General features: G+C 61.7%; 11 protein-coding genes. 8 read left to right on the top strand and 3 right to left on the bottom strand.

Features of this window, described 5'->3' with window-relative positions; translation table 11 throughout:
• Positions 1 to 23 precede the first annotated feature (23 nt).
• The gene (locus ACX5I4_RS09240) at positions 24 to 830 is read left to right on the top strand and encodes a strictosidine synthase (RefSeq protein WP_461836405.1); all 807 of its coding nucleotides are present in this window, start codon (positions 24 to 26) and stop codon (positions 828 to 830) included.
• Between the two features lie 80 nt (positions 831 to 910).
• Positions 911 to 1513, top strand: coding sequence for a TetR/AcrR family transcriptional regulator (locus ACX5I4_RS09235; protein WP_461836404.1), 603 nt, complete (start codon positions 911 to 913; stop codon positions 1511 to 1513).
• Between the two features lie 281 nt (positions 1514 to 1794).
• Here ACX5I4_RS09235 and ACX5I4_RS09230 read toward each other — a convergent pair whose 3' ends face one another.
• Positions 1795 to 2775 carry an integrase catalytic domain-containing protein gene (locus ACX5I4_RS09230; protein WP_461836403.1) on the bottom strand — a complete coding sequence of 327 codons (981 nt, stop codon included), beginning with the start codon at positions 2773 to 2775 and terminating at the stop codon, positions 1795 to 1797.
• Between the two features lie 570 nt (positions 2776 to 3345).
• On the opposite strand from ACX5I4_RS09230, the gene ACX5I4_RS09225 reads away from it, so the two are divergent.
• A complete protein-coding gene (locus ACX5I4_RS09225; protein ID WP_461836402.1) occupies positions 3346 to 3543 on the top strand; it encodes a hypothetical protein in 198 nt (65 codons plus the stop codon).
• A gap of 473 nt (positions 3544 to 4016) precedes the next feature.
• On the opposite strand, the gene ACX5I4_RS09220 is transcribed toward ACX5I4_RS09225, so the two are convergent.
• Positions 4017 to 5261: a glycoside hydrolase family 32 protein gene (locus ACX5I4_RS09220; protein WP_461836401.1), complete on the bottom strand. Its 1245-nt coding sequence runs from the start codon at positions 5259 to 5261 to the stop codon at positions 4017 to 4019.
• On the bottom strand, positions 5261 to 6613 hold the full coding sequence (locus ACX5I4_RS09215) for a glycoside hydrolase family 172 protein (RefSeq protein ID WP_461836400.1): 1353 nt from the start codon (positions 6611 to 6613) through the stop codon (positions 5261 to 5263). Before ACX5I4_RS09215 ends, ACX5I4_RS09220 begins: the two co-directional genes overlap by 1 nt.
• Before the next feature lie 208 nt (positions 6614 to 6821).
• Between ACX5I4_RS09215 and ACX5I4_RS09210 the strand changes: the two genes are divergently transcribed.
• The 5 genes from ACX5I4_RS09210 to ACX5I4_RS09190 all read left to right on the top strand — a co-directional run bounded on the left by ACX5I4_RS09210 (position 6822) and on the right by ACX5I4_RS09190 (position 13075).
• The gene (locus ACX5I4_RS09210; RefSeq protein WP_461836399.1) at positions 6822 to 7838 is read left to right on the top strand and encodes a LacI family DNA-binding transcriptional regulator; all 1017 of its coding nucleotides are present in this window, start codon (positions 6822 to 6824) and stop codon (positions 7836 to 7838) included.
• A 166-nt stretch (positions 7839 to 8004) separates the two neighbouring features.
• Positions 8005 to 9321 (top strand): ABC transporter substrate-binding protein, encoded by a 1317-nt coding sequence (locus ACX5I4_RS09205; protein ID WP_461836398.1) that lies wholly within the window; start codon positions 8005 to 8007, stop codon positions 9319 to 9321.
• 69 nt (positions 9322 to 9390) lie between these two features.
• Positions 9391 to 10260, top strand: a complete 870-nt coding sequence (locus ACX5I4_RS09200) for a carbohydrate ABC transporter permease (protein ID WP_461836397.1) — start codon at positions 9391 to 9393, stop codon at positions 10258 to 10260.
• Positions 10257 to 11174: a carbohydrate ABC transporter permease gene (locus ACX5I4_RS09195; protein ID WP_461836396.1), complete on the top strand. Its 918-nt coding sequence runs from the start codon at positions 10257 to 10259 to the stop codon at positions 11172 to 11174. Before ACX5I4_RS09200 ends, ACX5I4_RS09195 begins: the two co-directional genes overlap by 4 nt.
• 809 nt (positions 11175 to 11983) lie before the next feature.
• Positions 11984 to 13075, top strand: a complete 1092-nt coding sequence (locus ACX5I4_RS09190; protein WP_461836395.1) for a PfkB family carbohydrate kinase — start codon at positions 11984 to 11986, stop codon at positions 13073 to 13075.
• Positions 13076 to 13280: the final 205 nt, after the last annotated feature.

Genomic DNA, 13280 nt, shown 5'->3' with positions numbered 1-13280 from the left:
ACGCTCGCGACAAGAAGGCATCAATGGGCACCTCACCACCAACCACCGGACCGCACCTGGAAAAGCACTTCACTTCCTCGGTCCTGCTATGGGTACGCAACGGCCAGTCCCGCCAAACGGGTATGGACTACTGGAAAGGCCCGCACTCGGGCATCATCGCCGCCACACCAGGGCTGGAGGAGTACCGGCAAATCCACCTCGCCGAACACAACCCCGGCCTATGGCCCGCAACCACAGGGGTGGAGACCGCCATCCCCGCGGACCGGAAGATCGACGGCATAGCGGAAGTCACCTTCCAATCCGCGCTTTCGACACTCAAGGGGCGCAAGCAAACCGCCTTGGCCCACAAGGACGAGGTCAACGTATTCCGCCGCACCCTTCTCTACGCCGGCCCGCCGAACACTTCACACTGGTATGACGTCGCCTCCCCGGCAGAGACTGTCGGTGCTCGCGCGATCATTTACCTCCGCCGCCGCCCCGGCGTCCATCCGGGCGAATTCAGGCGGCTCGTGAAGAAGGGGCTCATTCCTGCCCTGGCTGACACCGGGATGCTGAAGGAATTGCGCACTCAGTCATTCATGCCATGGATTCAGAAGATGTGGGACACCCCCGACGTCGCCCACGACAACCCGGCGGATCAACGCTTCCACGCCTCAATCATCCTGGGATTCGCCGACCCGGCAGCCCGCGCCGCCTACTTCAGCAGCACTGCTGTCCACAACCTCTCCGATCAGCTGAAGCCAGTGGCCTCGGCCATCCATGCCTATGACGTCGAAGCAGCACGGACGTATGTCAAGCGTGGCCGGATCCTCCCCCACCACGAACAGTAGGGGCGCCGACCGGAGGGCCGGTTTCCGCAGCGTCGATATACTCATTATTGAGTCGAGTCAGTTTATTTCCGGAGGAACCCATGCCTGTCACGTCCCAGCCGCTCGGACGGCGCGAGCGGAACAAGCAGGAGAAGCTGGACCGCATTACCGCTGCAGCCAGTGAGTTGTTCGCCGAATACGGGGTCGAGGACGTCACCACCCAGCAGATCGCCGACAAAGCCGACATCGGCACCGGAACCCTTTTCCTCTACGCCAAAACCAAGGGAGAACTCCTCCTCCTCGTTCAGAACGCCCACTACGCCGAAGCGCTCGAGCGGGGCCGGGCGGATGCTGAAACCATCCAGGATGCCCTGGGTGCGGTGATGGCCGTCGTGCGGCCGATCGTGGAGTGCAACCGAACCCAGATCGACAACGGACGCTTCTACCTGCGGGAAATGGTCTTCGGCGACCCCACGGAGCCACAGCACAGCGCTGCTCTATCCATCGTTGCGCAAACCGAGGAGGCCATTGCCGCCATACTCGACAGGGACAAACTGGCCGGTGCGGGCGACGCGGCGACGGCGGCGCGCATTGTCTCCGCGATCATGTTTGTCAGCATGGCCGCTAGCGTAAACGCTGGATTGGAAACTGAAGCACTGGAGCAGGACATCAGGACACAAATCAGCCTGCTCATACCCCGCTGACGCGGCCGGCAAACTCGATCTGGACGGCAGCCACTCGTTACGTTTGCGGTCGACGAGACAACCACTGGCCTTTGGCCATAGCACCCCGCCTCAGCAGTTGTTAAGGGGAAGTCACGCAGCATGCCGATGAATGGCTGCCTGACCCTGCAAGGCCAGCGTGTCGGTGTACCACCCTCGACTTGATGACGTTCAGTAGTAGCTGGTTCGCGCTTTCACCTGATCGTCGCTGAGTCCGGTGACCTGATTGATCCACGTTCCGAAGTCGCGGCTCGGCGTGTAGCCTATCTCGATCCAGCCGAGTTTACTTTGCGGCGTTCCGTTTCCCTCCGGACGCGTTTGGTCGTTTTGGCGGCACTCTCGGCAACTTGGCGCATTTGCTCGATCATCCGGAACAACGCCGCCTCATCGATCCAGGGCTTCAACGCGTTTGCGAAGTGATGGACGTGGTCGATGACGAAACCGGTGCGGGTCAGCGTGCGGCGGATGATCGGAAGAAAGTCGACCAGAAACGACGTCTGGTTCGCTGTGACGGAAGGGGCGCCACTGGCGGCAACACCGGCAGCCCACTGCCCTGCGGGTGTCTGCCCTAATGTGGTGTGCACGCTGCCGTGGTAGCCGGCGACCGCTAGGACTAGCCATCTTTCCAGCTCAGCCAAGGTCAGCGCGGCCATCTTCTCCGAGTCATACCGGCCACGCTCTGCCGGATTGGCGAAAGTGGTTCCGGGCAGTTCATGGATCTTGCGCATCGTTGTGCCGATCACGCGTTCAACAATGCCGCCATAGTGCGGGCGTCCCTGCGGTCGGTAGGCCAGACGAATGTCGTGCCGCTCGCAGCCGCGCCGCAACGCCTCGCTCTTGAACTCTGCCGCGTTATCAAGGAACAGCGATTTCGGCTTGCCGCTCATGGGCCAGGCCGCCTCCACGCCCAGCCGTTCGAGCCAGGGCCGTTTGTCACCAGCGGCGTGGGCAAGCCACAACCCCACGGACACCGCCGACGGTGGTTCCAACGTGACGACCATCCCTACCAGCGTCCGGCTGTAAACATCGATCGCAACGGTCAAATACGGGCGGCCAATCGATCGACGCTCGCGCTCATCCACGATGACCACGTCAATGACCGTGTGATCGATCTGCACTTGGTCCAGGATCGAACCGATCACCGGCACCTCACCTCCGGCGGACTGCAGCGGCCTCACAGCGTCCGCGCCCTCCCTGCGCCGGCCGACCTCAACCGGGTTCACCATCGCGATGCGCCGGGACACCGTGTTCCTGGTCGGGCCTTCAATCCCCGCGCCGCACAAGCACGGGCGATCTCGCGGTGGAGCGCCGCCACGCTCCACCTCTGGCGTGTGAGGAACCGCTTGCGGATCAAGTCCCGAATGATCTCCTCAACAGGCTTGAGCCCCGCGACGCCAACGCCCCGATCACAGAAGCCCGGCTTCGGGCGTGTTCCCATGCGGCATCCGACATCGTCAGCTCTCCCCGCGCAACAATGCGAACCGGGTCGGCGTCCATGCCTGCCTCCTTTGGGAACAGGAGTACCGAACAGAAGCGACCTTAGTGCAGAGGAGTACCGACCGGTCAGTGTTCACAAATCATCTGCACTACCCCTGAAACCACGGGCCGGTTTGCGCAGTCAGCTTCTGAAAGTAACACCCGGCGAATAGCCGCAACATGCCTGGTCCTCGGAATAGAGCTTTCGGTAAATGCCGGTACGCGCCTTCGGTGACGTTTTGCCCCCACCCCGTTGTCCTTCGATTCACGTCGTCCACGGCCATGCTTTTCCTGCGGCGGAACGCCGCTGCCGGCGGCTGCCGTGCTGGGACTACGCTGTGCCCACAATGTTTGAGGGTGTGCCGGCTGCGCTGCGTCCTCCTGTGGCTCTCGCCTTGGCGAAGGCCGTGGAGTCGATCCCGCACGAGAATGCGCTGTCCGGCGGCTCGGTGTATGAGATGAAGTGGGACGGCTTCCTTCACTGGACCATGTCAACTGGCGCCCCGGCTAAGCAAGCTTCGCCGGGCATGGGCTGAAACCATGCCCTAACCTGGCTGGGCCAGACCGCTCATCAACCGGCCGCTTAGCCGGCTGCCCAATTCAAAGGAGAACCACGTTGACCCACCTACAAACGAGGTCGGTTCCGTGCCGGAACCGCCGGACCCGAGACAACCTTGGATATAGGATCCTCCGACAGGCGCCCCGACATTAGTCCCTGTGGCGTTGTCTAATGGAATGAAACCGTGAGCGGGAGATCGGGGCATCCCCCTTCCGAAACCTTTAACGAGCCATGGTCGTTGCAAGACCCAAAAATTCTGGGTGTTGCAACGACCATCACAACCCACCCATCCCGTGGGTCAGTCGTGTGTCCTCTCTTCGGGCCTGTGCTACCGGCGGCTTTTGCGGACTATCTGGCCAGGAGAAGGCGCCCTCTTGTCGGCTGGTCCGTGCCTGTCGTCGGACGCCGGGGGTGCTCCAGACAATGATGACGACCTGCCGTGGCCGTCGCTCATCCCCGACGGTCTAGAGGGTAGATGGTCGCGTGGAGCGCGTCCACGTTGTACGTTAGGCCCTCTGGCGCAGCTGCGAACGCGAGAATTCCCGACGTCGACGAGATCTCGATTGCTTGGGCGTCGAGGATGATCCGGACAGCACCGCCAAGGTAGGGGACTTCGAAGGTTTCCGCTTCGGTCTTGGCGACGAGAGTCCGGGAATTGGCGTCGAGAACGAAGACGGTTTTCCCGGCTGAAGTAACTCGCAGCGATTCCCCGGTCGAGGGAGACCATACGATGTCCCCGGAAAGTCCGGGAAGATCGCCACCAACGACGGCTGAGGTTCTGTACTTCTCGAGGTCCGGATGCGGAGTCGCGACCAGCCGGTTCTCCTCGAGGGTGAGAACATGAGGGACGCTATGGGCACTTGCCCATCCCGAATCCAGATCGGCGATGCCACGCATCCAGAACGTCAGACACGGCTGGCCTTGTGCATCACGGAAGAATGACGGCGCGTAGTAGCTGGGGCCGTAGGTAAGGCGCCCCCAGGAGCTCGCCTCGAAGCGCCCGTCGGCGTAACTGCCCACTGCATAGCCTGCGTAATGCAGTACGTCATCATCCCAGACCGATGAGACCATCAGATGGCGGCCGTCGATGTCGAAGATCTGCGGGCATTCCCACAGTGCCCCCAGCCATACCGGCTCTCGATCATCGGTCGAACGTTGCAGGGCAACGCCCTCGTATTCCCAGGTATCAAGGTCGGCCGAGCGGTAGCTGAGCGCCATGGCGGTGCCATCAGATGACCCCGCTCCAACGAACATGCGCCAGCCTGTTGCCTCTTTGACGAGGAAGGGGTCTCGATACGCGATGATATCGAGCCCAGAGGGCGCATCGGCGACAAAGTCTCCCTTCTGCCATTCGATCCAAGACTTGTCCATGGGGGAAGCGACTCGAATGCGGCCAATGCCGATGTTCGGTTGTGCCGTCGAGGTGTAGAAGATGCGGGTGTCTCCGTTGTCGTCGGTGACGAGAGAGCCCGTCCAGATACCCTCGTCACCGTCGCCTGGTTCAATCGCGACCGCCAGCTGTTCAAGCGAGAACAGGTCCGCTCCCCGGGCGTGCCCCCAGTGGCAGTTAGGGGCCCAAATGGTGCTGTCGGGAACGTACTGGTAGAAGAGATGGTATTCGCCGTCTTTGACGGTGATGCCGTGCGGGTCATTGATCCAGCCGCTATCGGCGACGAAGTGGAACGCCGGCCGCATCAGCCTTCCTGCCCATCGAAACGGGCCCGGATGGCGCGGGCGATCTCAACGTTTCCCTGCTCCCATTCATCGATCTGCAGCCTGCGCTCTTCACGAAGGGCATCGCGCTTGGCCGTGAAATCGTCCATTCGCTTCGCGGCGGCGGCACGGGCCAGCCGTTGTTCCTCATTTAGTTCTGGAAGAGGCGCTTGGATCACTCGGTCGATCGGGCGCAGAGGCAGCCGCTCCTCCACCCCGGGAATGCCGAGGATCGGCGAGGGAAGGGTCTGATACCAATACGCGGTTGACGACCAGTCGTCCGAGAGATGGTTGCCGTGACCATGCTCGAAAGTGACCTTGATCCGCTTTTCGAACCGGATGGGGTCGACCATGTGGAAGCGGTAGCTGTGGTGGAATCCGGGAACGTTTTCCTCGTGGACAATGGTTCCGTTGAATTGGTAGGCGTTGTGCTGCATGCCCCAGGCGTGCCCGAAGTAGTCCTCCATGCCCGTTCCGTGGAGGCTCGGGGGCCAGGTGTCGTCGTCGATGAAGATCATGTCGTCTCCCTCGCCCCACCAGGAGCCCTGGAAGTGGCGGACAGCCAGTGTGCACCCGACGTAGTGCCCGCGGCCTTCAGTCTCTAGCGCGACGTAGTTGTCCTTCCCGTCGAGATTCGCCACCGTGGTTTCGATGCTGTTGGCCTGCAGGTCAGGTGCCCAGCCGCTGGGTAGGGCGCGGCGCCAGTGTGCATGGAAGTAGAGAGTGTCCTCGGGAAGCGGCTCCTTGACGAGCTCGTAGTCGATGTAGAAATACTGAAGATACGGGATGTCGTTCTGGTTCTCGACGACGATCCTCGCGCGCTTCCCGAAGGGCATCCGGAAGTAGCTGTTGAAGGCTGCGGAGCCGCCGAAGGTGTGGAGCTCCGGTTCCTTGGCGGAGACGGAAAGCGGCAGTGAGTCGTACGAGCCGGAAAGGGAGTTCATCAGGCCGAAGAAATCACCAAGCGGCGCGACCACACTCGGCGTTTCCTGGTCGTCCCAGTACATCTTCAGAACAATCTTCCGGTAGTAGTCAGGGTCAACGACTTCCCAGCTCACGCCCAGGGCGTTATGGATCTCCAGCATTGGTACCCCGACGACGTTCGGATCGATCTGTCCGGGCCCCGGCTGGTTCCGGCATGACTGGGTCATCCAGATGTGGGTGATGTACCCCGGGCCTTCAATATCAGCCAGCGTCCTTTCCTCACCGGGCATCACGATCCAGTTATCCCGGTTCCGGCCAGTCTGGTCAAAGCTTGACGCCCGTGCTGTTCGTGCGCGATGGGCCCGGGTCAAGTCCCCGAGGATGCCCGCTGGCGTGTGGTTTTCGGTCACCGTTGTCCTTCCTTGTGCTCCCGGGTCTGTCTCTGCCTGCTGCAAAGGGTCGGAAGCATCGAAACGTTTGCGTGACTGGATGATAGGCTCATTCCAGCAACAAGCGCAACTGGGCCACCGTTTCCCCGACGAGATGGAGGTTCCAGAGCTGAAGTAAGGTAGTTCCAAACTTGCGCAAACGATGCGCTGCTACATGATGAGGTGAGCAATGGCGACTATCGTTGAAGTTGCACGCAAGGCCAAGGTGTCCACATCGACGGTCTCGCACGTGCTGAATGGGACCCGCAATGTGGAGCCGGAGACGCGAAAACGCGTCCTCGCGGCGATTGCGTCGACCGGCTATCGGCAGGATGCACTGGCAAGAGCACTCCGGCGTTCCCAGACCGATAGCATCGGCCTTGTGGTCTCGGACGCCGGCGAACCGGCCTTCGCCGAAATGGTCCACGGCGTGGAGCATGCCGCCGTCGAGAACGGCCTCACCCTGGTTCTGGCCAATTCCGCCGAGAACGCCGACCGGGAAAAGAAAGCCGTCCAGACCCTCTTGAACCGACGCGTGGACGGGCTGATTCTTGCCAGGGCAGCAGAGTCGGATCCTGCCCTGCTTCAGGCCCTGGAACAGGAGAAGCCTCCGACGATCCTTTTGGACCGCATCTTCTCCCAACTACCCTTCGACCAGGTCGGCGCTGACAATAGGGAAACCATGCGCCAGCTGGTGACGCACATGATCGAATCAGGCCATAGACGCTTCGCCCTCGTGGCCGGGGACGTCCGCGTGCCCACGCTCCAGGAGCGCATGGGCGGCTTTACGGACGCCTCGCTTGAGGGGCGGCTCATCCATCAGGAACAGGCCATCATCACCGGCATGGACCGGGAAGCGCTGGCGGAGGAGCTCGAAAATTCACTCCGCACCGGCCAAATCACCGCGGTCATAGCCTGCAGTACACCCCTGGCCGCCCTTAGCCTGCGGACCTTGGCCCGTGTGGGAATATCCACTCCCCGCGACGTCGCTTTCGCAACCTTCGATGGCTTTGACAATTCGGATCTGTTCCAGCCGCGAGTCACCACGGTCAGGCAGCCCGCCTTCGATATGGGGGCAGCGGCAGTGCATTTGCTGGTTGAGCGGCTTCGTTCGCCCGAGGCGAGCCCGCGCACCGTCAGGCTGCAGCAGCGCATCGAATGGCGCGAGTCCACTGAAGACTATCGCCGGCAATCGGCCGGCGACTAGCCGGATGCTTGACAATCGAATCATCGCGTTCTAACGTCAGACAAACGTTTCGCGCAAACGTTTCGCTAAAAGACCTGGATGACTCGCCCGCTTCCCCTTCGGCGGGTACCAGGCACTCGATTCCGAGAGGGCACCAGCGGCCTTCTCGTTCGTCAAAGGAGATGAAGTGTCCTTCTCATTCACCACGGCCGGACGGGCCCAACGCCTTGCGGCAGCAGCCCTTGTGACTGCAGCCGCTTTGGGCAGCCTTGTGGGCTGTTCGTCGAGCTCGTCGTCGTCGGACGGCCCGACGACGATCTCGCTGTCGATGCAGAACCCCGATGTCAAAACGGCCGACCCTGCCACCTGGGCGATTGTCCAGGCCTTTGAGAAATCAAATCCCAACATCAAGGTGGAGGTCACAGGCGAGGCGGTTGCCGAGCATCTGCAGAAGCTCTCCATTGCCGCGCAGAGCGATACCCTCCCTGATGTTTTCTGGGTGTACAAGTCCAACGCCGAAGACATGCTCAAGGGCGGGAAGCTGATGAATCTCTCCCCGGTGCTTGGCGAGCTTGGCCTGGGCGACAAGTTCCCCAAGAGCACGGTGTCCAACTTCACGTCCGGCGACGCGATGTACGGGGTCCCTTACCAGGGACTCCTCACCGGTCTCTGGTACAACAAGAAGATCCTTCAGGACAACGGGCTCCAAGTTCCCGTCACGTTCGACGATCTCTTGGCTGTTGCCAAGAAGCTGAAGGAGAAAGGGATCACCACCATCTCCAACGGTGCCAATCAGTCTGCCTTCAGCGTGTGGAGCTTCCTCACGGATCTCGACCGCTTCGGCTACGCCGACAAGATCGACAGCATCCTTAATGGCACTGGAAGCTTCAACAATCCGGACTTCCTTCGCCTCTACCAGCACGTTGCCGAGCTACGGGACGCAGGAGCATTCGCATCCAACGTCTCGACCCAGACCTACCAGCAGGCAGTGGACCAGTTCACCAGCGGCAAGGCGGCCCTGCTCGACGCGGGCGTTTGGGGCTCGAGCGCCATTCAGAAGTCTTCCGTTGCCGGGAACGTGGGTTTCTGGGCCGGTCCCCAGTTCAAAGACGGCGTCGGCAACCAGAACATCATCATGAACGTCGCGTCCGCGCCCCTTGTTGTCAGTGCGAAGGTCTCAAAGGACAACGCCAAGCTCGCCGCCGTCAAGAAGTTCATCGCCTTCTACTACGGCGACGAAGCCCAGCAGATGCTTGTTGACAACGGACAGCCCCCGGTCACGACCTACAAGCCGAAGGTGGACCCGTCGTCTCAGAGTGCGTTGAAGGCCGCCCTAGACGCGGCCAACGCCCCCGGCGTTTCGAGCCCGGAGTCCCAGCCGGACCTTCTGGTATCGACCCCTGTCGCCAACGCAATGTATGACAGCATCTACGGCGTGATTCAGAACCAACTCACACCTCAGCAGGCCGTCGACCTGGTCCAGGCCGCGATCCAGTCCAAGTAGCTGATCGGTGGCTCTGGCTCTCGACTCCAGAGCCACCGGCAGTCCTTCACCAGCAGAAAGTCTCAACCCGTGACATGGATAAGTTCCCGCTGGAAGATCCTCGTGATGATCGCACCAGCGCTGATCCTCTTCACCCTGTTCCTCGTCTACCCCGTCATCTACTCCCTTGGCTTCAGCTTCACGAAGTTCCAAGGATTCGGAAACCCTGAGTTCATCGGCCTCCAGAATTACATTTCGCTGGGGCAGGACCCCTTCTTCTGGCGGGCGCTGCAGAACACCGTCATCATTCTCATCGTCAGTATCGTCTTGCTGGTCCCCGGATCCTTCGCTCTCGCGCTTCTCCTCCGCCGCAAGGTCCCCGGTGGCGGGGCTCTGCGCGCCCTCGTCTTCGGTCCGGCCATCATCGCTCCGATCCTCGTCGGGCTGATCTGGGTCTTCATCCTCGACCCGAAGATCGGCCTTCTCAATCGGCTGCTGGGTTTCATGGGGGTGGCCCCGGTCCAATGGATCGGCGGGGACACCCTGACACCGTACGCGGTTGCGCTGGTCTTCATCTGGGGCAGCATCGGCTTCGCCATGACCATCTTCTACGCGGGCCGGCAGGTGCTACCCGAGGATGTCATGGAAGCCAGCGAACTCGACGGCGCCACCGGGTTTCAGCAGCTGCGCTACGTAACCATTCCGATGATGCGCGAGACATTTGCGATCGTCACAATCCTGATGATCACAAGCGTCTTCAAAATCTTCGAACTCGTCTACATGCTCACCGGCGGCGGTCCTGTCCACCGGTCCGAAACCCTCGTCAGCTACATGTACTTCACCACCTTCACCAACCAGAAATATGGCCTGGGCATGGCCCTGGCCGTCATCATCACGGTGCTGGGCGCAGTCGTTTCCGTTGCATACCTGGCCCTCTCGCGCGAGCGGAAGACAGCATGAGAACCACCCCGACCGACATCATCGATGAATCCATGAGCACCGATTTGGCCGGGACAACCCCGGACCATCAGAAGCCGAAACGGACCCGGCGGAGGGCCGCGGCGATCGCCTCGGGCGCCGTCGCCTACTTGATCACGTTCCTCGTCGTCCTCCCGCTCCTCTGGATCGTCCTGCTCTCATTCCAGCCAAGCGGAAACATCCTCGGAAACCCGTTCTCACTCACTAATCTGACTCTTGACAATTACCTGACGGTCATCGGATCGCTGCCGCTGCTGAAAATGTACGGGAATACCATCCTGATCGCGGTGGTCGCTGTGTCCGTCGGAACGGCGATCTCATTCACGGCCGCGTTTGCATTGACGCGGATGATATTCCGGCACAGGAAAGTCCAGTCGAGCCTGCGTTTCTACATCCTCGCCGGCCTTGCGGTGCCTGTTTACATCCTGCTTTTCCCGGTCTACCGCCTCGACCTGGCGTTCGGGGTATTCGGAACGTACGCTGCGCTGATCCTGCCCTACATTGCGGTGTCCATTCCGTTCAATACGCTGCTGCTGACCGGTTTCCTGAGGGAGTTTCCGTCCGAACTCGAGGAAGCGGCAATCATCGATGGTGCAGGACTCGGAAGGCTCTGCTGGACCGTCGTGCTGCCGCTGATGCGACCGGTAATCGCGACGATCCTCATCTTCAATGTGGTCTATGTCTTCAATGAATTCCCTTTCGCGTCCATCCTGATCAACAACCCGGATATGGTGACTGTTTCGCTGGCGGTATCGCGATTCCAAGGACAGTACACGGTCGATTACGGGGGCATGATGGCGGCCGCAACTCTCGTGCTGTTGCCCCAGCTCGTCATCTATGCGCTCTTCCAGAAACAGGTCATTGCCGGAATGACCGTCGGCGCGGTCAAAGGCTAGACTCCGGCGGCTGCCGCTATTGAATGGAACGTTCCCGCCGCCGTTGGGCCGGCCGGGTGCGGGGACCGGAGGACGACCCATGAGGGTCGTGCCAAGGAAGTCATGTCCAACAAGTCACCGTGGGCGTGGGACCGGCCAGCGATCTGACAGCTCGCACGCCCTTCCCCAATGCCGAAAAGCAGCGCCCCGTAGACGCCATACAAGAGCAATACGCCCTAACGCGGGGCACATGGATGCAAGAGTGCAATGGCAGGCCAAGGAAATGGTGCAATCTATTCGGTTTCCATTTATTTGGCACAGCGGAGGGACCTTGAGGTGAAACTTGACCAGGCCATTGACGCGGCAATCGATGCAGCAGCGGGCATCCTGGCCTGGGAATCCTTGTTTCACGCCAGGACCGTCAGACGCTGACGGTAGAGCTGAGCGAAGAGGCTCCATACAGAACAATCGTGGAACGCGACCTGAGGACGCACCGCCTCTGGGGAAGACCTGCCCGTCGTTCTCGCGGAAAAGCGGGCGACTCCGACTTGACTCTGAGCAGCGCGGCAACATCGTCCTCCGAGCTCCGGTACCTCAGCCGGATCGGCTCTCTGCCGGAACCGGACCGGGACCGCTGCCAGTGGCCACTTCCTGTTCCCAAGTAGGTGCAGAGAGAGCCAGCGTCTCGTGTGATAGGAGATCACGCGACGAGACCCTGCCCCGGCGTCTTCTCTGGTGGGCGCCACATGGCAGGAAACCGGCGCCAGACCCCTTCACGGCGTCATGAGCCCGCGGCAACTTTCGAACCAGATTCAACATAAGGAGTTCAGATGCAAAACCCGACCGTAGCTGATCAGCGGACGCCCGATAGCGGGAGCCTGGAAGTTACCGAAACCAGCCCCGGGAACCGTCAAAAGATGACGTCCGGGGCTTGGCCAGGAAAGCATGTGTTGGTTGTGGGCGAGGCGCTCACAGACATCATCAACACCGCCGAAGGGATCAGCGAGCACCCTGGAGGCTCCCCGTCGAACGTGGCCCTCGGACTCGCACGGCTTGGCGTCGCAACATCGTTCCTCACCGCTCTGGGCCGAGACGCACGCGGCGAGGCGATCGCGGCCCGCCTTCGCGCCTCCGACGTCGAAATCCTGCCCGAGTCTTGGTCCCTCCCGGTGACGTCCACGGCACTGGCGGACATCCAGAGCGATGGTTCTGCCCGCTACACGTTCGATTTGGACTGGCGTCTGCCGGTCGAAGCTCTACTCCCAGAAGTTGACCACGTTCACGTCGGCTCGGTGGCGGCCTTCCTCGCCCCAGGCGCAGACCGGGTAGAGGAGATCGTCCGCGAGCTCGGGCAGCACACAACTGTCAGCTTCGACCCCAATATTCGTCCGGCCCTCAACGGAGATCCGGCCAGCGCATTGGCCCGCTTCGAACGCCTCGTGGCCCTGTCCGATATCGTCAAGCTCAGCGACGAGGATGCCGCCTACCTCTATCCGAGCCTCACCTCGCAAGAGGCGGCCAGAACAATAGCCGGCAACGGTCCTGTCGTCGCCGTGACGGCAGGAGCCGGAGGTTCCTTCCTCGTATCCGGCGGCGACATCATCGGGATCGAGCCAGTCTCAACAACAGTTCAGGACACGGTCGGCGCTGGGGACAGTTATATGTCTGCCCTCCTCACGGCACTCCTCAGCCTGGGACGACCGCCCTTCAACATTTCCGAACTGGCGGCCGCGGGGACCCTGGCGGCTCAGGCAGCCGCCGTCACGGTCTCCCGGGCCGGCGCCGAGCCCCCCATGCTCATGGACCTGCAGATCGTACGCTCAGACGAGCCGGCAATGCCTGCTCGCCTCGCAGAACACAGCCCCGGACCCGCACAGGCATCGAGCGGTCGGGCACCCGCCCGTTTAATCAATGGCCGCTGAACATGTTGAGACCCGGGCGCGGCCACCGGCCCGGGGGCACCGCCCTGAAGGTTCCCGGCTGCAAACCGACCGTGCCGCGCGGCCGCGGCCAGCGAGCCACAAGAACCACGCCCGAGGACCAGGTCGTCGAGGTCATGGCCTCTGCCCGGACCCGGGCTTTCCCAACGGACCGGCTGGTGCTGGATGCCCTTCAAGCAGCGCCAGC

The sequence above is a fragment of the Arthrobacter sp. MMS24-S77 genome, from assembly GCF_054888235.1.
Note: the sequence above shows the minus strand (reverse complement) of the source record. Positions and strands in the feature narration are given on the sequence as shown.

Bases quoted from the DNA above. Each gene is read 5' to 3' on its own strand.
- ACX5I4_RS09240 (WP_461836405.1), top strand. From the start codon at position 24: ATGGGCACCTCACCACCAACCACCGGACCGCACCTGGAAAAGCACTTC.
- ACX5I4_RS09235 (WP_461836404.1), top strand. From the start codon at position 911: ATGCCTGTCACGTCCCAGCCGCTCGGACGGCGCGAGCGGAACAAGCAG.
- ACX5I4_RS09220 (WP_461836401.1), bottom strand. From the start codon at position 5,261: ATGCGGCCGGCGTTCCACTTCGTCGCCGATAGCGGCTGGATCAATGAC.
- ACX5I4_RS09210 (WP_461836399.1), top strand. From the start codon at position 6,822: ATGGCGACTATCGTTGAAGTTGCACGCAAGGCCAAGGTGTCCACATCG.
- ACX5I4_RS09195 (WP_461836396.1), top strand. From the start codon at position 10,257: ATGAGAACCACCCCGACCGACATCATCGATGAATCCATGAGCACCGAT.
- ACX5I4_RS09190 (WP_461836395.1), top strand. From the start codon at position 11,984: ATGCAAAACCCGACCGTAGCTGATCAGCGGACGCCCGATAGCGGGAGC.